The organism is Rathayibacter sp. SW19, from assembly GCF_030866825.1.
In the GTDB taxonomy this organism is placed as follows: Bacteria; Actinomycetota; Actinomycetes; order Actinomycetales; family Microbacteriaceae; genus Rathayibacter_A; species Rathayibacter_A soli.
In genome coordinates this window covers 2,407,581-2,427,682 of the sequence record NZ_CP133020.1, presented here as the reverse complement: position 1 = coordinate 2,427,682, position 20,102 = coordinate 2,407,581, and the positions used below count along the sequence as shown (strand labels likewise).

Here is a 20,102-nt window from a genome sequence, read left to right as displayed (position 1 = left end):
TTCCCGCCAACGAAGGAGAGGGCAGCGTGTCTGCGGTAAACAGCCTTGCGGTAAACAGCTTTGGAGCGAAGGACAGGCTCAGCGTCGGAGGAATCGACTACGAAATTTTTCGGATCGATGCGGTCCCCGGCTATGAGAAGCTGCCATACAGCCTCAAGGTGCTGCTGGAGAACCTGCTTCGCACCGAGGATGGCAAGAACATCACGAAGTCGCAGATCGACGCTGTAGGCGCCTGGGACCCGTCAGCTGAACCCAACACGGAGATCCAGTTCACCCCCGCCCGCGTTCTGATGCAGGACTTCACCGGCGTGCCATGCATCGTCGACCTGGCGACGATGCGCGAGGCTGTGGTCGACCTCGGCGGCGACCCGACTAAGATCAACCCGCTTGCGCCCTCCGAACTCGTGATCGACCACTCCGTGATTGCGGACCTGTTCGGCACGGAAGACTCGTTCGAGCGCAACGTCGAGATCGAATACGAGCGCAATGGCGAGCGTTACCAGTTCCTGCGCTGGGGACAGAGCGCGTTCGGCGACTTCAAAGTCGTGCCGCCGGGAACGGGCATCGTGCACCAGGTGAATATCGAGCACCTTGCACGCGTCACATTCACGCGGGAAGTCGGTGGCGTGCTGCAGGCTTACCCCGACACGCTTGTGGGTACCGACTCGCACACCACCATGGTCAACGGTCTGGGCGTTCTCGGCTGGGGCGTCGGCGGCATTGAGGCGGAGGCGGCAATGCTCGGCCAGCCGGTCTCGATGCTCATTCCCAAGGTGGTCGGCTTCAAGCTGTCCGGTTCCATTCCCGCAGGCGTGACGGCGACCGACGTCGTGCTCAGCATCACCCAGCAATTGCGCGCGCACGGTGTCGTCGGCAAGTTCGTCGAGTTCTACGGATCCGGCGTCGCCCAGGTGCCACTCGCCAACCGGGCGACCATCGGAAACATGAGTCCCGAATTCGGTTCGACAGCTGCGATCTTCCCGATCGACGATGTCACCCTGGACTACCTGCGCCTGACCGGGCGCACCGAGGAGCAGATCGCGCTGGTCGAGGCATACGCGAAGACGCAGACGATGTGGCACGATCCGGATGTCGAACCAACCTTCAGCGAGTACCTCGAGTTGGATCTGGCGAGCGTCGTGCCGTCGATCGCAGGCCCGCGCCGCCCACAAGACCGCATCATTCTGAGCGAATCCAAGGCGCAGTTCAACAAAGACCTGAATGACTTCGCCCAGATCGAGCACGACCTGGTCGACCTGACGATCGCTGAGTCGTTCCCCGCATCCGACCCCGGCGAGCTGTCACCCGCCGATGCGCACAGTGCGCACGCTCACCACCACAGGAGCCACGCGCCCGAGACGGCGTCGCATCCGACACCGGTGACGCTGTCGGACGGCTCCGCGTTCACGATCGATCACGGCGCCGTTGCGATTGCAGCGATCACATCGTGTACGAACACGTCGAACCCGTCCGTCATGCTCGCAGCCGGTCTACTCGCCCGTAACGCAGCGCAGAAGGGCCTCACCGTCAAGCCCTGGGTCAAGACGACGTTGGCACCCGGCTCGAAGGTGGTCACTGACTACTACGACAAGTCCGGCCTGACGAATTATCTCGAGCAGCTCGGTTTCTACCTCGTCGGCTACGGCTGCACCACGTGCATCGGCAATTCGGGCCCGCTGATCGGAGAGATCTCAGCTGCGGTGCAAGACAGCGACCTCGCCGTCACCGCCGTGCTGTCCGGCAACCGCAACTTCGAGGGCCGGATCAACCCGGACGTGAAGATGAACTACCTGGCCAGCCCGCCGCTGGTCATCGCCTACGCACTTGCGGGGTCGATGAACTTCGACTTCGACACCGATGCCCTGGGCGACGACACGGCAGGCAACCCGGTCTATCTCAAAGACATCTGGCCAGACGCAGACGAAGTGCAGTCGACCATCGACAGCTCGATCGATCCCGAGATGTTCCTACATGAGTACGAGGGCGTCTTCGACGGCGATGAGCGCTGGCGTGCGCTGCCCATCCCCACTGGTTCGACTTTCGAATGGGATGATGCATCCACCTACGTGCGCAAGCCGCCGTATTTCGAAGGCATGACCCTGGAGACGACCCCGGTCGGCAACATCGAGGGCGCGCGCGTTCTTGCCAAACTCGGGGATTCGGTCACAACAGACCACATCTCGCCCGCCGGCTCGATCAAGGCGGACAGCCCAGCAGGCCGTTACCTGATCGAGCACGGCATCGAACGCAAGAACTTCAACTCCTATGGATCACGACGCGGAAACCACGAGGTGATGATCCGCGGCACGTTCGCGAACATTCGTCTGCGCAATCAACTTCTGAACGACGTGGAGGGCGGTTACACCCGAGACTTCACGCAGGAGGGCGGACCGCAGGCGTTCATCTTCGACGCGGCTGAGCGCTACCAGGCTGCGGGCACCCCGCTGGTGATCATTGCGGGCAAAGAGTACGGGTCCGGGTCCTCGCGCGACTGGGCAGCCAAGGGCACGCTGCTGCTCGGCGTGCACGCTGTCATCGCGGAGAGCTTCGAGCGAATCCACCGTTCCAACCTGATCGGCATGGGTGTGGTTCCTCTGCAGTTTCCCGCTGGGCAGAGTGCGAACAGCCTCGGCCTGGACGGCACGGAGAAGGTGACGATCACTGGTATCGACGCGCTGAACGAAGAGCTGATCCCGGCGACTGTTCATGTCGTTGCGGAGCCGACGGCAGACTCGCCGACAGGCAAGGACGTCGTCGAATTCGATGCTGTCGTGCGCATCGACACACCGGGCGAGGCGGACTACTACCGCCACGGCGGTATTCTGCAGTACGTTCTGCGCTCTCTCGTGTAAGCAGTCGCTGGCACACTGTGAGAGGCCGGGACCGCAGTGGTCCCGGCCTCTCGCTGTCTGCGCACGACGGGCGCGTAGAATCGAACGATGCCGCGGGGAGACCGTGCGCGGAGGAAAGGCAGTGCGGATGACCCTCCTGGAGACGATCAGGGGTCCGCGCGATCTCGATGAACTCTCGAAGGAGCAGCTGAATCAGCTCGCCGACGAAATCCGGGCGTTCCTGATCTCCAACGTGGCGCGCACGGGAGGTCATCTGGGCCCGAACCTCGGCATGGTCGAGGCGACCATCGCAATTCATCGCGTGTTCGACTCGCCGAGAGATGCCATCGTGTTCGACGTCGGACATCAGGCATATGTGCATAAGCTCGTGACCGGGCGACAAGACTTCGGCAAACTTCGTCAGAAGGGCGGTCTAGCCGGCTATCCGCAGCGCTCTGAGTCGATCCACGACATTGTTGAGAATTCTCACGCGTCGAGCTCACTGTCGTGGGCAGACGGCATTTCGCGCGCATTCGCCGTCACCGGCCAGACGGATCGTCACGTGGTCGCCGTCGTCGGCGACGGTGCACTCACCGGCGGAATGACCTGGGAGGCGCTCAACAACATCACAGACGACAACAACCGAAATCTGGTGATCGTTGTCAATGACAACGGCCGTTCGTACGCCCCGACGATCGGCGGAATCGCGCGATTCCTGAACTCGGTGCGCACGAAGAGCAGTTACCGCAACCTGTACCTGAGCAGTCAGGCCGCGTTCGGCAAGCTCGGCGGGCCCGGCCGGGCGCTGTATCGGGGGATCCGTGGAGGCACGCACGGGTTCCTCAGCCGGTTCGCCAACAATGAGCAGCTGTACTCGAACCTCGACATCAAATACATCGGCCCGATCGACGGTCACGATATCGCGGCAATGGAGGAGGCTCTGCGCCAAGCGAAGGGCTACGGCGCCCCTGTGATCGTGCACGCGATCACCCAGAAGGGCCGCGGTTTTCAGCCGGCCGTCAACGACTCAGCCGATCAATTCCACTCCGTCGGTCAGATCGATCCAGAAACAGGGGAGCCTGTGGGCTCCTCGGCCGCGCCGGCTTGGACGAACGTGTTCGGCGAAGAACTGCTCCGTCTCGCAGAGGGCAATCCGCGACTGGTCGGCATCACCGCCGCCATGCTGAGACCGACCGGATTGAACAGACTCGCCGAACGCTACGCAGAGCGCGTGCACGACGTCGGGATCGCCGAACAGCACGCGGTTGCCAGTGCGGCCGGGCTCGCATACGGTGGCCTGCACCCCGTTGTGGCGATCTACGCGACGTTCATCAATCGTGCGCTCGACCAGGTATTGATGGACGTAGCCCTGCACAAGGCCGGGGTCACTTTCGTGCTCGACCGGGCAGGCGTCACAGGGCCGGATGGCCCCAGCCATCACGGAATCTGGGATCTTGCGATTCTGCAACTCGTGCCGCACATTCGATTGGCGGCTCCTCGCGATGCGGCTCGGCTGCGTGAGGAACTGGCAGAGGCCGTCGTCGTGGAGGACGCGCCGACCGTCGTGCGCTTTCCCAAGGGCAGCGTCGGCGCAGACATCGACGCAGTTCGACGGTTGCCGGACGGCGTCGACGTGCTGGTCGAAGATGACCACCGTGACGTTTTGATCGTGGCGGTCGGGCCGTTCGCCGCCCTGGCACTCCGAGTAGCAGAATTGCTCGACGCTCAGGGAATCGGTGCGACCGTCATCGATCCCCGTTGGGTCGTGCCCGTGCCGCGCAGCGTGATCGAGCTTGCCGAGAGCCATCGCCTGGTCGTGACGATCGAAGACGGCATCCGCGTCGGCGGAATCGGCACCCGCGTGCGGCAGGACCTCCGAGCGGCGGGTGTGGACACCCCCGTCGACGAACTCGGCCTCCCCGATGAGTTCCTGGAACACGCGACGCGTGAGGAGATTCTGCAACAGGCGGGACTCACTCCGCAGCAGATCGCCAGGGACATCGTGGAACAGGTGCTCGGGAGCAAGATCCCCATCGCCCGCCCGCGTCCAGACGATACGGACGAGCCGGAGGCCATCATCAAACGGCGTCGCAGCGCCTGACTCACACGGGCAGGTATGGATATTCCGGGGATCGACCCTGGAATGACAGGATGCTCGGATTGCGGATCATCCCATCGCGAATTTCAATCGCCCTGCTGATCGTCTCGTCGTCATCCCACGACGAGGTGCCGGCCATGACAACGGGCAAGAACGGCAGAAGCGCTTCGCTGATCTCCCAAGTGGCGGAGTCCCACAGGTAAGACGGGCTGTGATCGACTGCGTAATACCGCACGTTGTCGCCCACGATGAACATCGGCTCCGCGAATGAGGTCGGCTTCGCCCAGCTGAAACCCATTCCTTCGTCGCACGACACGTCGATGATCAGGCTGCCTGGTCTGAACGCGTCAAGATCGGCAGCGCGCAGATACATCAACGGCGCATCCGGATCCTGCAGCGTGCAGTTGACGACGATGTCGCTTTCGGCAAGGAACGGGGCCAGCGGAACACGGCCATGGTGCGTGATGACGTTGCCGCCGTCAGGCGCCGCTTCGTCGTGGTCCAACTGCACGATCTGCACGGAGTGAATCGGAGATCCGACGGCGGCGACGTCGCGACTTGTCAGTACCTGCACGTCGTGGATGCCGTGCGCATTCAGTGCGGTGACCGCACCGCGTGCTGTCGCCCCGAACCCGATGACGGTCGCGCTCAACCGCCGGCCATAGTCGCCCGTCGAGCCGATCAGCTCCAGTGCGTGCAGCACAGAACAATAGCCCGCGAGCTCGTTGTTCTTGTGAAAGACATGCAACCCGAACCCGCCGCTCGAGGTCCAGTGGTTCATCGCCTCGAATGCGATCAGCGTCAGCCGCTTGTCGATCGCCAGTTGGGTGATCGTGCGCTCCTGCACACAGTGCGGCCAGCCCCACAGGGTCTGTCCGTCGCGCAGGTCGTGCAGATCAGCTGGCTGAGGTTTAGGCAGCAGCACGACGTCACAGGATGCGATCACCTGTTCGCGCGTTCCCAGTGCGCCCACGAACGTGGAAAGCACCGCGTCTGACATCCCGAACCGGTGCCCGTAGCCGTATTCGAACGTCATACGTCTGCGCAACGCTTCGTCGATGCGATCCAGATGCCCGGGATGGATCGGCAAGCGTCGCTCGTCCACCTTGAGGGTGGTCGCAAGCACCCCCAGCGTGAGGTCGCTCATGCGATTCCGGCGATCGGCGGCGTGTGGAACGTGCCGCCGAAGATCCGTTCGCTCGCGCCGACTCGATCCAGGTATGGTGTGACACCGCCCATCTGGAACGGCCAGCCCGCGCCGAGGATCATGCACAGGTCGATGTCCTCGGCGGCGTGCACGACATCGTCTTCGAGCATCCGGTGGATCTCATCGGCGAGGCCGTCTTGCACTCGGCGCAGGATTTCCTCGGGCGCAACCGGCGTATTGCCGACGGTGATCACCTTGAGCGCTCCCTTGTCGATTCCTTTGACCTTGCCCTTGGCGTCTTTCTCCAACAGCGTTCCGTAATCGGCGAGTTTGTGGAGGTTCGTCGATTGGTAGAACCGGTCGGGGAAAGCGGAGTGGTGGGTGTCGAGCACATGGGCGCCGACCTTCAATCCAACCAGGTCCAGCAGCACAGATGGTGACATCGGCAGTCCGAGCGGCGCCAGTGCGGTGTCGACAACCTCGAACGGAGTACCGAGGTCGACGGCGCGCATCGCTTCACCGAGCAGCTTCGCCAAGACGCGATTGACGACGAATCCTGGGGTGTCCCGCGTGATGACCGCATTCTTGCGCAGAGCCTTCGCTGTGACCATCGCGGTGGACAGGGTGGCATCATCGGTGGCGGGAGCCCTGACGACTTCGATCAGCGGCATGACTGCAACAGGATTGAAGAAGTGGAATCCGACCAGCCGCTCCGGGTGCGCCAGCTTCGCGCCGATCTGCTCGACGGACAACGACGATGTGTTCGTGGCCAGAACGGCTTCGGCGGAGATGAACGGCTCGATCTGCGCAAAGACCTCCTGCTTGACCTCGAGTTCTTCGAACACGGCCTCGATCACCCAGTCGGCGTCGGAAAATAGGTTCTTGTCCGTCGTGCCTGTGACCAGTGCTTGAAGTCGGTTCGCCTCATCGGGGGAGATGCGCTTCTTCGCAGCGAGCGCGGCGATCTCATCGTGGATGTACGCCACGCCCTTGTCTACGCGGGCCTGGTCGAGGTCGGTGATGACGACGGGCACCCGCAGGCGTCTCACGAACAACAGGGCGAACTGACTGGCCATGAGTCCAGCACCGATCACCCCGACCTTGGTGACACGTTTGGCCAGCGCGGCGTCCGGGGAGCCTGCCGGACGCTTTGCACGTTTTTGCACCAGATTGAATGCATAGACGCTGGCCTGGAACTGATCGCCGGCCACCAGATCGGCGAGCGCGACGTCTTCGCGCTCGAAGCCTTCCTCTTTCGAGCCGCTCTTGGCTGCTTTCAGGAGGTCGAGCGCGGCGAATGGTGACGCGGCGACGGTCCCGATCCTGCTCGCGACCATCTTGCGGGCGATGCCGACGGCTGCGTCCCACTTGACCGCCCGCTCGATCTTTCCGGGCTGATTCGACCGCTTGACCGTAATCGTGCCGTTGATGACGCCGTCCGCCCAGCGGATCGAGTCCTCCAGGAAGGTCGCGGACGCGAAGCCGGCATCTGCGATGCCCAGCTCGAGCACATCCGCGGGGCGCAGCATCCGGTTCATCTTCAACGGGTTCTCGATGATGACCTTCAGCGCGTTCTCGATGCCGATCAGGTTAGGCAGAAGATAGGCGCCTCCCCAGCCGGGAATCAAGCCGAGGAACACCTCGGGCAGCCCGATGGCCGCAGCGGACAGATCCACCGTGCGATAGTTCGCGTTAAGGCCGATCTCGAGGCCGCCGCCCAACGCTAGGCCGTTGATGAACACGAATGAGGGCACCCCGAGGTCGCTCAGGGACCCGAGTACCTGGTGTCCGAGCTGTGGTAGGAGCCGGGCGACCGTGCGATCGGGAAGGTCGCTGACCTTACTGAGGTCGGCGCCTGCGGCCAGAAAGTAGGGCTTTCCGGTGATGGTGATCCCGGCGATTTCGCCAGCGACCGCACGGCGCTTCAACGCGGCCAACGTGTCACGCAGTTCCAGCAGTGTCAACGGGCCGAGCGTGTTCGGCCGGGTGTGATCACGACCGTTGTCGAGCGTCACCAAAGCGAGCGTCTTGCCGCTGGCCAGAGCGACGTCGCGCACGAACGAGTGCGTCACCACCTCATCGGAGGAAATCTCGACGAGCGGGCTGAAATCGATGGTGCTGTAGTCCGTCATCGCCTACGCCTTTCCATTCCAATTGGGGTTCTCCCAGATCACACTGCCGCCCTGGCCGAGGCCGACGCACATCGCCGTCAGGCCGTACCGAACCTCCGGGTGCTCGGCGAACTGCGCCGCCAACTGAATCATGAGGCGCACACCGGTGGCTGCCAACGGGTGGCCGATCGCGATCGCACCGCCCCATAGGTTGACGCGGGGGTCCTCATCGTCGATTCCGAAATGATCGAGCAGGGAAATCACCTGAACGGCGAAGGCTTCGTTCAGCTCGAACAGGCCGATGTCCTCGATCGTCAGACCCGCTTTGCGCAGCGCCTTCTCCGTTGAGGGGATCGGTCCGATGCCCATGATCTCAGGGTCCACGCCGGCGAACGCAAAGTTGACCAAACGCATCTTGGGCTTGAGCCCCAACTCGGCCGCGGCATCCGCACTGGCCAGGAGGCTGACCGTCGCACCGTCCGTCAGCGGCGACGCGTTGCCGGCTGTGACGCGACCGTGCGGTCGGAACGGTGTCTTGAGTCCGGCGAGACCTTCCATCGTGGTGCTCGGCCGCATGCCTTCGTCTTCTGTGGCGAGACCCCACCCTGCTTCACTGCGCAGAGCGACGGGGATCAGGTCGGGTTGGATCTTGCCCGCGGCATAGGCTGCAGCAACCTTCTGCTGGCTGCGCATGCCGAAGCGGTCGGCGCGTTCCTTGGTCAGGTTCGGGAAGCGGTCGTGGATGCGTTCCGCCGTCTTACCCATGTTCAGTGCGTCTTCACCGACCAGCCGCTCCGAAAGAAACCGTGGATTCGGGTCAGCCCCGAAGCCCATCGGATGCCGGCCCATGTGCTCAACTCCACCCGCCAGCACGAGATCGTATGCCCCGAACCCGATGCCGGAGCCGAGCGTCGTCACTGAGGTCATGGCGCCCGCGCACATGCGGTCGATCGCGAAGCCCGGAACCGACTGCGGCAATCCGGACAGCAGCGCAACCGTCCGGCCAAGAGTCAGACCCTGATCGCCCTGCTGCGTCGTGGCGGCGATCGCCACATCGTCGATGCGATCTTTCGGCACATTCGGGTTGCGCTCGAGTAGCCCGATCACGGCTTTCACTGCCAGATCATCCGCGCGCGTGTTCCAATACATGCCCTTTTCGCCCGCCCGCCCGAACGGGGTACGAACCCCGTCGACGAACAGAACATCAGCTATCTCGGCCACTGTGCCTCCCAATCGGATCTGTCTTGATCCTAGAGCGGCGCCCTGATGGACAAGAATCGTTTGCGCGATTCTACGAAGCGTCGCTGTCGGGGTCGCCTTCGCTTTGGTCGGCCTCGACAAACGCCGCGGCAACCGATGCTGCCGTCGCCTCAACCTGCCAGGGGCGTGCCCCGTGCTGGGTGAAGGCATCCGCAATCGTCTGTTGATTGATCGGCTCAGGCGGGCTCCAGGCGATGCGGCGCAAGACCTCCGGCGTCAGAAGATTCTCGACAGGGATCTCGCGCTGTTCGGACACTGCGCCGATGGCTTCTCGTGCGTGCTTGAGCCGCAGATCAGCTGCAGGGTTGCGATCGGACCACGAGCGGGCGGGGGGAAGTGTGTCGCTGTGGCCACGCAACACCGGTAGATCATCCGTTGAACGGCCGAGTTCAATGGCCGACCACCACCGATCCAGTTCGCTGCGACTCGCACGACCGGAGAACTCGCGCAACTGACTCAGCTCACGCTTGCTGGCCGGGAGCGCCTTCGCCGCCGCAGCAAGCGACGTATCCGGAACCAGCCGACCGGGTGCTGTGTCGATCTCGCGGGCGTAGCGGTCGCGGGCAAGCCACAGTTCGCGAGCGACAGCCAGGTTGCGCAACCCTTTTATCGAATGGATGCCGGACAACCTGCGCCACGGCTCAGCCCGCGGCGGTTTGTCGTTGCTTTCCAGTTCCGCGCGGAACTCCTGCTCGGCGATCTGTCTCTTGCCGGCCGCGTCGAGCAGTCTCGCAATCTCATCACGCAGATCGACCAGCAGCTCGACGTCCAGCGCAGCATAGACCAGCCAGGGCTCCGGCAGCGGGCGGGTCGACCAGTCGGCGGCCGAGTGCTCTTTCGCCAAGTGGATGCCAAGAAGCTCTTCGACGACGGTTCCGAGCCCGACGCGCGGCATGCCGAGCAACCGTGCGGCCAATTCGGTGTCGAAGAGCACGTGCGGGTTCAATCCGACCTCGCGCAAACAGTGCAGGTCCTGGCTGGCGGCGTGCAGAACCCATTCGTCGTCGCCGATGGCCGTTTCGAGTTCGTCGAAACGACCCACAGCAGGTGGATCGAACAGGTATGTGCCTGAACCGCGGCGGAACATCTGAATCAGGTAGGCGCGCTGTGAATACCGATAACCGGACGCGCGTTCAGCATCGACGGCTATCGGGCCCTCGCCAGCGGCGAGCTCGGCGACAGCGCGTTCGTATTCGGCCCGGGTGTCGATCACGTGATGATCAGCCACGCGCGGCCCGTCGCTGCGACAGCAGGCTGACGCCATCCGGCGTCGGCGGGAGCCCGGCGAGCATGCACAGCAACTCGCCCCAACCTTCCACGTGCGCCGAGATGTCGGTCTGCGTGGGACTCCAGGATGCGCGCAGTTCGATCTGCGCACCATCGCCCTGGCTGGCCAGTTCTCCGAATCCGGTCGAGATGATCTTGGTGGCCGTGCCCGATGCAGCCGAATACGCGGCACCTCGCGCGTCAAGCGCATCGACCAGCCACGACCAGGCGACGTCGGCCAGGAAGGGGTCGAGACCGATTTCCGTTTCGAGCGGCGCCTGCGCAAAGCACACGACCCGGAACGGGCCGCCCCACGGTTCTGGTTCCTCAACGTCGTACAACAGGATGAATCGGCCGGTGCCGAGTTCGGAGTCAGCGCCGTGCCGTGCCGGAGTGACGTCCGCGGCCAAAGCTATGGAGTACGGTGCGAGCTGGCCCGGTGCCGGAATCTCGTTGACAACCAGTTCCGGACGAATTTTCGCGCGCTTGATAGAGTCGAGCGCCGCAGCGAACACCGCGGGCAGATGCGGGTCCGAGGGAGTAGTTGACACCTACGCAGACTAGAGTTTCCATGCAGTCGAACCCGAGAGGCACGCCGTCGAGCGCGTAACGGTCGCCGGTCGCGGCCCCTTGCGGGGTTCCAGGCGAGAAAGGAACTGCGGCATGGCGCGACGAGGCCGACCGGTGGCGGGGCCCGGGGTTTCGTCTGGAGCTCTGGTTGCGACCGCCGGCGTGACGATGCTCGGCGGCGGCGTCGCCGCAGCCGTGACAACGCGTGTGGCGCGCGTGGTCGTGACGCCGGTGCGATCCGTGCGCGACGATGTCGAGATCATTTCATTCGCATCGGATCTGAAGGCGATCACGCTGAGCGCGACGCCGGACACAGTTGTCGACGGACACCTCAGCCTGTGGTTCTCACAGGATCGCGGTCATCTCAAACTCGGCCGTATTCTTGATACGGGCGATGGCACGGTGACGCGCAGCATCGACGAGTTGTCGTTCGGCGAGCTGCACCGTGCTCGACGCGGTCGGATCAGCGGTTGGTGGTACCTGCGGCCCGAAGAATTGGGCTATCCGGTGTCAAGCGTCTGCATCGAAGTCGAACGTGGCTGTGCACCGGCCTGGCTGTTCCCGGCCGCGCGCACGACGCGCCGGTGGGCGATCCACGTGCATGGCAGAGGGACGCGACGTCAAGAGACGTTGCGTGCCATCCCGACCTTCCGTGCGCGCGGCTACGTCAACCTGGTGGCTTCCTACCGTAACGACGGCGACGCACCGACCAGCGCAGACGGGCGCTACGGCCTCGGCTCAACGGAATGGCGCGACGTCGACGCAGCAATCGGCTACGCACTCGCCAACGGGGCGAAGGAGATCGTCTTGGTCGGGTGGTCGATGGGCGGTGCGATCGTGCTCCAGACATTGACCCGATCGAAGCAGGCATGGGTCGTGCGCGGAGTCGTCTTGGATTCACCGGTGATCGACTGGGTGGACACCCTCACACACCAAGCCGCTCAAATGCACCTTCCCGGTCCGGTCACCCGTGCCGCTTTGAGGATGATCACAGAGCCGTGGGGGCGATCGCTGACGGGTCTGCAACAACCGATCGACTTGGCCGGCATGGATTTCACAACGCGCTCAGCACTTTTGGCGGTGCCGATTCTGCTCATGCACAGTGACGACGATGACTTCGTGCCATCGACGGCTTCACGTGCGCTTGCGCTGGAGCGAGACGATATCGTCACGTTTGTTCCGTTCACTGCGGCCCAGCACACGAAGCTGTGGAACCACGACCAGGAACGCTGGGAGGGCGCCGTCGACGGATGGCTTCGCCGCCTCGCCCGACGACCAGCTCGAACGCCCTACTAAGCTGCGACCTTGCGGCGGATCTGCTGTTTTGTACGGCTGAGAAGGGCGGTCATGCCCCGAATCCGCAGTGGGGAAACAGCCTCGGTCAATCCGAGGTCCTGCGGGAATGCGTCGGGAACGGCCAGCACCTCATCGACGGTCAGACCGGTGAGGCCCTGCGTGAGAATCGACGCGAACCCACGTGTGGTCGGCGACTCACGGGGTGCCGTCGCAAACAGGTGCACGACGTCGAATTCGTCGACCTCTACGAAGATGAACACGGGGGACTGGCACTCCTCGACGCGCTCGAGCAGGTCGGGATGCTCGCGATAGCGCTCAGGCAACTCAGGGAGTTCGTTCGAGAACTCCAGCAGGAGTTGGAGCCTTTCGCGTAGCTCGAGGGCGTGAAATTCCTCCGTGATCTCGCGCAGGGTATCGGGAAGTTCTGTTGTGTTCATTTCGTCCATTGTCTCACTCACGCACACGGACAGCGTCGGCCGGCGCCCGCTGCGGGTTGCCGGTCGGCGCTGTCAAGCTCAGAGCGCTGGAACTTCGCCGCGCTCGGAGCCCTTGATGATCGGCACCCGCACTGCACTGCCCCACTCGGTCCACGAACCGTCGTAGTTGCGCACCGACTCGAAGCCGAGCAGATGCTTCAGCACGAACCAGGTGTGGCTGGAGCGCTCACCGATGCGGCAGTAAGCGATCACGTCGTCGCCCTCTGCCAGTCCGACCTCACCCTGGTAGATCGCTTCGAGATCTTCTCGCGACTTGAACGTCGAGTCCGCCGCGGCCGCGCGCGCCCATGGCACCGAAGCTGCTGACGGGATATGGCCGGCCCGGAGCGAGCCCTCCTGCGGATAACCGGGAATCTCGGTGCGCTCACCGCTGTACTCCTCGGGGGAACGAACGTCGATCAACGGCTTGCCGAAATGGGCGAGCACGTCATCCTTGAATGCGCGGATCGCAGCGTCGTTGCGCTCGACAACCGGGTATTCGACGGCGGTTCGCGCCGGAGCGTCTGTAGTGATCTCCCGGCCTTCTGCGATCCACTTATCCCGGCCCCCGTCGAGCAGGCGAACATCTTCGTGACCGAACAGGGTGAACACCCACAGTGCATACGCCGCCCACCAGTTGCTCTTGTCGCCATACAGCACCACCGTGGTGTCGCGGGCGATGCCCTTGGCTCCCAGCAACTCGGCGAAACGCTCACTGGTGACATAGTCGCGAAGCACCGGGTCGTTGAGATCGGTGTGCCAGTCCACCTTGACGGCTCCGGGAATGTGTCCCGTCTCGTACAGCAGCACATCCTCGTCCGACTCGACAACCACCAATCCGGCGTCGCCGAGATGTTCCTGCAACCACTCGGTGCTGACCAAGCGTTCGGGGTGGGCGTACGCGGCGAACTTCTCGGACGCGTCTACTTCTACGGCCATCATTACCTCCAGTTGACGCCCGGGCGGGCGTACGAAATCGGGTGCGGGTGCAGGGTTAGGCTTGTTACCTCAGATCCCACAGCGAACTTACTTTCAACGCTACGCTTCGCGCTCGGGGCTTGTAAGACTTCGACACAAAGGACCTTGATGACGTCGGAAACGACCGAACGCACCACGCGACTCGTGGACATCGCACCGACAATTACCGGTGCCGAGATCGCCGCCGACCTGACTCCGCCTCCGCAGTTCGCCCACGCCAGCTTCGAGTCGTACCGTCCTGACAAAGCCTATCCGTCTCAGGCGGAAGCGGTCGAGCGCTTGAAGGCGTTTGCGCAGACGTGGGCCCCACCACGGCCGACCGGATTGTTCGGCTGGGGTAAGAAGAAGCCCGTCGTGACCAAACCGGGCGTGTATCTCGACGGCGGCTTCGGTGTCGGCAAAACCCACCTGCTTGCCGCTCTGTGGCACGAGGCACCCACTCCGAAGTATTACGGAACATTCATCGAATACACCGCGCTGGTTGGCGCCCTCGGGTTCGCGGGCGCGGGCAAGCTTCTGCGCGGATCCCACCTGGTCTGCATCGATGAGTTCGAATTGGACGACCCCGGCGACACGATGATGATGACCCGCTTGCTCGGGCAGTTGGTCTCAGGTGGCACTCGGATTGCGGCCACGTCGAACACTCCGCCCAACGCGTTGGGGGAGGGCCGGTTCGCGGCATCCGATTTTCTTCGCGAGATTCAGTCGCTCTCGGCGAATTTCGAAACGATCAAGATCGACGGACTCGACTACAGACGGCGCGATACCGACGGCGAAGCCGAATCCGTCGAACCCGGCACGCTGAACGCCACGGTCGAGGCACTGCGGATGCGCGGCACTGTCGTCACCTCGGACGACTTCCGCGAACTGATCGCACACTTGGCGACCGTGCACCCGTCGAAATACGTGAAGCTGATCGCCGGCGTCGAGGTGATCGCACTGAGCGACGTGGCACCGTTGCACGATCAGATGGAGGCGTTGCGCTTGGTCGCGTTCATTGACAGGGTTTACGACGCGGAAATTCCCGTTATCGCAAGCGGAGCACCGCTGAGTGAGGTTTTCGATTCCGAGATGCTGCAGGGCGGGTACCGCAAGAAATATTTGCGCGCAGCCTCGCGCATGATCGCGTTGACAACGGGTGAGCTCCCGCCGCACGACTGATCACCGGACGGATCGCACGACTGCGTGCGAAACACGATGTTAACCAGGGGAGCACGCCCGTAACATCGCTGAAACGTGCGCACCCCGCGCCAGAAATCTGCCGGGACGAGACTGACGCTCACCGCACCACCGACCGGATGCACGAATCCGGCCGGTCGCGGAACGCATCTGCACTCACCCCGAGGAGATCATTCGTATGTTGATACACGCCGCAGCCGCCTACGACGCCAAATCCAGTGTCGATTCACTCTGGCTTTTGGTCGCAGCCGCACTTGTTCTCTTGATGACACCCGGTGTCGCATTCTTCTATGGCGGCATGGTCAAAGCAAAGAGCGTCATCAGCATGATGATGATGAGCTTCGGCGCGATGGCACTGGTCGGAGTGCTGTGGGTGCTCTACGGCTACGGTATGTCGTTCGGCAGCCCTCTGATCCCGCACTGGCTCGGCAATCCGCTGTCCAGCCTCGGCCTGCAGTCGCTGGTCGACGGCAAAAACGGGCCGGATTTGAGCGGCTTGGCATTCGCCGGATTCCAGGCCACCTTTGCGATCATCACCGTCGCCCTGATCTCCGGCGCGATCGCAGACAGGGCGAAGTTCGGCTCATGGCTGATCTTCGCCGGGGTCTGGGTGACGCTGGTCTACTTCCCGGTTGCATACTGGGTCTTCAATCTGGCGGATGGCTGGGCTCCAGCACTTCTGCATGTCAATGACTTCGCCGGCGGCACCGCAGTGCACATCAACGCCGGTGCAGCCGGGTTGGCGCTCGCGCTTGTGCTCGGCAAGCGGGTGGGCTTCCAAAAGGGCATGGTAAAGCCTCACAACGTGCCGCTGACGCTCTTGGGTGCGGCACTCCTATGGTTTGGCTGGTTCGGCTTCAATGCGGGCTCAGAGGGCGCTGTAGACGGGATTGCCGCCCTCGCCTGGATCAACACCCTCGCTGCTCCTGCTGCAGCAACCCTGGGCTGGTTGATCGTGGAAAGGATCAAGGACGGCAAACCGACATCGATCGGTGCGGCATCCGGAGCAGTCGCAGGGTTGGTTGCGATCACGCCGGCCTGCAACATCCTTACGCCGTTCTGGGCTATCGTTCTGGGCCTGCTGGTCGGAGCCGTTTGCGCGATCGCGATCGATATGAAGTACAAGCTCGGATTCGACGACTCGCTCGACGTGGTTGGCATCCACCTGGTCGGCGGCATGATCGGAACGCTGTACATCGGCATCTTCGGCATGACCAAGGTGAACGGTGTGTACACGAGCCTGCTCTACGGGGGCAGCCTGCAGCAGTTGGGTGTGCAGGCACTCGCTGCCTTCGGTGTCGGGATCTTCTCATTCGGCATGGCCTGGATCATCGGCACGATCATTCAGAAGACGATCGGCTTCCGCATCAAGAACGAAGATGAAGTCGCCGGCGTCGACACGTTCGTGCACGGCGAAGAAGGCTACGCGCTCGAGAACGCCTGAGCTGCAGCCCTGTCTGCTGCGCCTTGTCTGCTCTCGCATCGAGTTGCCGCAGCTAGCCCACCCTCGGGATTCTCCGGGGATGGGCTAGTCTGCGCTCGTGGCCTCATTCTCCGGATTCCTTGCCAGCATCGGTCGCGCGCTTTTCGGGACGAAACGGTCGAGGGTTGCCGTAGAACGATCAGAGCCAGGGCGCACCGGTGCCGGCGCGACACTCGAGGTCGATCCGCGCTCAGTTGGCCGACTTCGGATGAGTTACTCGCCGCGCAGAAACGGCAGCCCTGACCCGGGCGAGATCGTCTGGACCTGGGTGCCGTACACCGAGCGGGACGGCCGCGGCAAGGATCGGCCGGTGCTGATCGTCGCTGCCGAGGCATCCGGATCGCTCTTGGCTGTGCAGTTGACGAGCAAAGACCACGATGGCGACCAGCGCGACTTCGTGCACCTGGGCACAGGACCGTGGGACGCTCAAGGTCGGCCGAGCTGGGTCAACATCGAGCGGGTGTTCCGGGTTCTGCCGCAGGGCATGCGACGTGAGGCGGCTGCATTGGATTCTGCGCGCTTTCGAACCGTTGCGGACGCGCTTCGCCGACGGTATGGCTGGGGCAGCTAGGCGGTTCGAGACGAGCTGGGTAGGCCACGGCGTGGGCCAGAGTGTGGGCGATACCGGACTTGAACCGATGACCTCTTCCGTGTGAAGGAAGCGCGCTACCAACTGCGCCAATCGCCCAACGTGCGGCCCGTGCACGAGCGTGTGCCGCGAGACTCGATACTAGTCGAGGATGCGCTCCGAGCGCACATCGAGCGAGCTCCCCGGAGCCGGCGCATCCGAGTTTCGAAACATACCCGCGTGAGTTTGAATATCGCAGGGTCTATCGGCTACAGTTTCAAAGCACGCAGAAATGCGGGCATTGCGGATGTGGCGCAGTGGTAGCGCATCACCTTGCCAAGGTGAGGGTCGCGAGTTCGAATCTCGTCATCCGCTCGAGTGTGTATCGGCCTTCGGACTGGTACATGGATGTGGGAACCCACACACGGTGGCGTGGCCGAGAGGCGAGGCAGCGGCCTGCAAAGCCGTATACACGGGTTCGAATCCCGTCGCCACCTCCATCCTCACTCAGACCGGGCGATTGGCGCAGCGGTAGCGCGCTTCCCTGACACGGAAGAGGTCACTGGTTCGATCCCAGTATCGCCCACAAGAAAACCCCTGGTAAACAGGGGTTTTTTCTTGCCCAAAACACCGCGTGCAATATACGTGCAATATCCACATTTGCGGTGCTCTCGAGTTCTGCCGCGTTACGTCAGCTCGGGCGTGTCGCCGGATGAGCAGCAGGCCCATCGCGCCCATCGTCGGCGCACATCACGACACCGTGGCATCTGACATCGAGGCAAGTGCACCTGTCGGAAATCCGACACCTGTCAGAAACCTGACACCTGATCCTGAGCCTGACCATGCTTTGGTCGGCGGCTCAGTCGTGGCTCTCGGGGAATCCAGCCACGAGGCTACCGGGTCGGTTGAGGATGACGCTCCCGACCCGGTAGCCGTCAACCCGATCACAGGCGAAATCCTCGACGGGTCCGTGGTCACCGAGCACACGGTGACGGAGAAGACGCGCACCGTGATCGGACTCGGCGGGAGGACGTACAGCAAGCCGGAACCGTCCGCGTACGCACCATATTGCCGGTGTCGTGAGAATGGTCGTCCTACCACGAGGGGTACTCGCTGGATGAGTACCCTCAGAGCATTTTAGGGGAGCCCCTAAAATGATCGTCCTACCGGCGAGAGGGTCGGTTCAATCCACACCCTTGCGCGTGGATGTCCATGACCGCGGACACCCTCCGAGGGTGTGCGAATCTTGCATTCCCTCGAATTGAGCGAGCATTCTGCTCACCGATTTGCGATTGTATCGCGCAGAGTGCTCATGATGTGTCCCTGACGGCCACATGATGCCGCCCCGCGTGCCGCTCTAAAGGGCTAACGGGTCCCAACTGCCAGTAGCCCGACATCGACGACAACGCCGGCCCAGGCCGACAAAGCATCGGGGCGGGTGTGCAATGAAGTCCCGCCGACGAGCCCGGCCAGTGGATTAACGTTGAGCGGTCTGAGTGGGCCGGCGGCCAGATGCACTAGTTTTTGTTATCGGCACGGATCGCGGCCTCGTGCATTCTCGCCATCAACTTGGGCATTGCTGACGCGATTGTCTGCCCCGACACGCGCGGATGCAGCGGTCGCGTGTGTTTGAACACGTCGAAATGGTTGAAGTCGGGCACTGACTTGTACCAGAGGTGCAGCTTGGACTCATGCGTGAATGCCCCTCGCAGGGATTCGCCCAGTCGATCAGGTACCCACTTATACCGCGAATCTGAAATGAGCTGGTAGTCAATGGCCCGCGAAACTGCCGCTGCAATCCAGTCTGCGAACTGAATGTTCGAGCTCAAGACGCTGTCGATGTGCATCGGAGGCTCAATGATTCGCTTCATCTCATGACGTTCAGTGGCTCGAGAGAGGATGTGCCCGTACATTTTGGGTAATCGCGCGGCACGTTGTTTTTCGTTGATCTGATCAATCATGACTAACAGATTCTCGTCTGCGGCATCCGCATGGGTGCAGAGTCGGTTCAATGTTTCCCGCATAGCAGCCAACTCGCGCTCTTTCGTATTGAGCGATGTTTGCTTCGGGGTACCGATAGGCTTTTCGTCGGCGTAGTAAAAGAGGCTGCCACCAAGACGACGAAGGCCCTTGACTAGACCTTTGAATACTCGCAGCTGGTGGGGCTGTGTTTCCGGGCTGTCTGGGCGAAAGATGTCCGCCCCTTTCCGTTCCCATCTGGCTGGTTCGGGAGCTTTCGCGATGTCGTTCCTAAAGAGCCTGCGCTTCTCAATCGTGAACTCTTGACCGAGCTGGCGCGCATTTTCGGCCGGGATAATGAACCCGGCATATCCGAATGCTGGGCTGGTGTTGAATCGACTATGTGTTCTGGAAATGAACGCGCCTGTCTCTCCGATTTCATCGATATAGGCAAGCAGCATCTAACAATCTTTCTCCTAACGCAGAAACCCACGCGCAAGGCGTGGGCTTCTCGGATTGGAGCGAGTCCCACTATTTCAGGGAGCGCTACCAAGAACGACACTAATTCAGTTGTCGTTGCCGTGTCAACGACTGCTGCCGTTCAGATCGTGGCCCGAGACCCCACATCCGGGGGTCGCGCTACCCGTCGTAGTCAGATATTCGCGGAGCGTTGTCATCGTCGACGAAGAATTCTCTCGGCGCCACGTTCCCCCAAATATTGTCCGCAAGCTTGGAGGCGACAGAGATGATGACGTTTGCTCCGCGCTTTTGAACGGCACGCAAGATTTCATCCTGCACTCGTCGACGGTCGTCGATGGCGTAGTACGTCTCATCCCTGAGAGTGAATTGAAACTTGTCGAGGCTCATGGGTATCAATACT

15 protein-coding genes and 4 tRNA genes are annotated in these 20,102 nt (G+C 62.7%); 9 read left to right on the top strand and 10 right to left on the bottom strand.

Translation table 11 applies throughout. From position 1 onward, the window contains the following. Positions 1-26: 26 nt before the first annotated feature. Complete coding sequence (gene acnA / locus QU604_RS11225; protein WP_308464721.1) at positions 27-2,852, top strand: aconitate hydratase AcnA; 2,826 nt, start codon at positions 27-29, stop codon at positions 2,850-2,852. 127 nt (positions 2,853-2,979) lie between these two features. Next, on the top strand, positions 2,980-4,932 hold the full coding sequence (gene dxs / locus QU604_RS11220) for a 1-deoxy-D-xylulose-5-phosphate synthase (RefSeq protein WP_308464720.1): 1,953 nt from the start codon (positions 2,980-2,982) through the stop codon (positions 4,930-4,932). A gap of 1 nt (position 4,933) precedes the next feature. Here dxs and QU604_RS11215 read toward each other — a convergent pair whose 3' ends face one another. The 5 genes from QU604_RS11215 to QU604_RS11195 form a co-directional block, all read right to left on the bottom strand. Further along, a complete protein-coding gene (locus QU604_RS11215; RefSeq protein ID WP_308464719.1) occupies positions 4,934-6,076 on the bottom strand; it encodes a N(5)-(carboxyethyl)ornithine synthase in 1,143 nt (380 codons plus the stop codon). Then, complete coding sequence (locus QU604_RS11210) at positions 6,073-8,208, bottom strand: 3-hydroxyacyl-CoA dehydrogenase NAD-binding domain-containing protein (RefSeq protein WP_308464718.1); 2,136 nt, start codon at positions 8,206-8,208, stop codon at positions 6,073-6,075. The genes QU604_RS11215 and QU604_RS11210 overlap by 4 nt, the downstream gene beginning before the upstream one ends. A 3-nt stretch (positions 8,209-8,211) precedes the next feature. Then, positions 8,212-9,408 (bottom strand): thiolase family protein, encoded by a 1,197-nt coding sequence (locus QU604_RS11205; RefSeq protein WP_308464717.1) that lies wholly within the window; start codon positions 9,406-9,408, stop codon positions 8,212-8,214. 70 nt (positions 9,409-9,478) lie between these two features. Next, a complete protein-coding gene (locus QU604_RS11200) occupies positions 9,479-10,675 on the bottom strand; it encodes an HRDC domain-containing protein (protein WP_308464716.1) in 1,197 nt (398 codons plus the stop codon). Next, entirely contained in the window at positions 10,668-11,264 is a 597-nt protein-coding gene (locus tag QU604_RS11195; RefSeq protein WP_308464715.1) for a DUF3000 domain-containing protein, read from the bottom strand. Before QU604_RS11195 ends, QU604_RS11200 begins: the two co-directional genes overlap by 8 nt. A 112-nt stretch (positions 11,265-11,376) precedes the next feature. On the opposite strand from QU604_RS11195, the gene QU604_RS11190 reads away from it, so the two are divergent. Then, a complete protein-coding gene (locus tag QU604_RS11190; protein WP_308464714.1) occupies positions 11,377-12,579 on the top strand; it encodes an alpha/beta hydrolase family protein in 1,203 nt (400 codons plus the stop codon). Here the strand turns inward: QU604_RS11190 and QU604_RS11185 are convergent. Continuing rightward, complete coding sequence (locus tag QU604_RS11185; RefSeq protein WP_308464713.1) at positions 12,576-13,016, bottom strand: SufE family protein; 441 nt, start codon at positions 13,014-13,016, stop codon at positions 12,576-12,578. The two genes, QU604_RS11190 and QU604_RS11185, sit on opposite strands and share 4 nt — an antisense overlap. 78 nt (positions 13,017-13,094) lie before the next feature. Then, positions 13,095-13,994: a sulfurtransferase gene (locus QU604_RS11180; protein WP_308468906.1), complete on the bottom strand. Its 900-nt coding sequence runs from the start codon at positions 13,992-13,994 to the stop codon at positions 13,095-13,097. 147 nt (positions 13,995-14,141) lie between these two features. Here QU604_RS11180 and zapE point away from each other — a divergent pair, with 147 nt between their 5' ends. From zapE to QU604_RS11165, 3 genes are all read left to right on the top strand, one after another. Continuing rightward, positions 14,142-15,194, top strand: a complete 1,053-nt coding sequence (gene zapE / locus QU604_RS11175; RefSeq protein WP_308464712.1) for a cell division protein ZapE — start codon at positions 14,142-14,144, stop codon at positions 15,192-15,194. 196 nt (positions 15,195-15,390) lie between these two features. After that, positions 15,391-16,656 carry an ammonium transporter gene (locus QU604_RS11170; RefSeq protein WP_308464711.1) on the top strand — a complete coding sequence of 422 codons (1,266 nt, stop codon included), beginning with the start codon at positions 15,391-15,393 and terminating at the stop codon, positions 16,654-16,656. A 97-nt stretch (positions 16,657-16,753) separates the two neighbouring features. Then, positions 16,754-17,266, top strand: coding sequence for a type II toxin-antitoxin system PemK/MazF family toxin (locus QU604_RS11165; RefSeq protein WP_308464710.1), 513 nt, complete (start codon positions 16,754-16,756; stop codon positions 17,264-17,266). A gap of 44 nt (positions 17,267-17,310) precedes the next feature. Here the strand turns inward: QU604_RS11165 and QU604_RS11160 are convergent. After that, a tRNA-Val gene (locus tag QU604_RS11160) sits at positions 17,311-17,383 on the bottom strand. 183 nt (positions 17,384-17,566) lie between these two features. Here QU604_RS11160 and QU604_RS11155 point away from each other — a divergent pair. The 3 genes from QU604_RS11155 to QU604_RS11145 all read left to right on the top strand — a co-directional run bounded on the left by QU604_RS11155 (position 17,567) and on the right by QU604_RS11145 (position 17,849). Further along, positions 17,567-17,638 (top strand) — tRNA-Gly (locus QU604_RS11155). Between the two features lie 51 nt (positions 17,639-17,689). Continuing rightward, a tRNA-Cys gene (locus QU604_RS11150) sits at positions 17,690-17,763 on the top strand. A 14-nt stretch (positions 17,764-17,777) separates the two neighbouring features. Beyond that, positions 17,778-17,849, top strand: a tRNA-Val gene (locus tag QU604_RS11145). A gap of 931 nt (positions 17,850-18,780) precedes the next feature. Here the strand turns inward: QU604_RS11145 and QU604_RS11140 are convergent. Together QU604_RS11140 and QU604_RS11135 are read right to left on the bottom strand one after the other, a co-directional pair. Then, a complete protein-coding gene (locus tag QU604_RS11140) occupies positions 18,781-19,683 on the bottom strand; it encodes a DUF3800 domain-containing protein (protein WP_308464709.1) in 903 nt (300 codons plus the stop codon). A gap of 178 nt (positions 19,684-19,861) precedes the next feature. Next, complete coding sequence (locus QU604_RS11135) at positions 19,862-20,089, bottom strand: hypothetical protein (RefSeq protein WP_308464708.1); 228 nt, start codon at positions 20,087-20,089, stop codon at positions 19,862-19,864. Positions 20,090-20,102 lie beyond the last annotated feature (13 nt).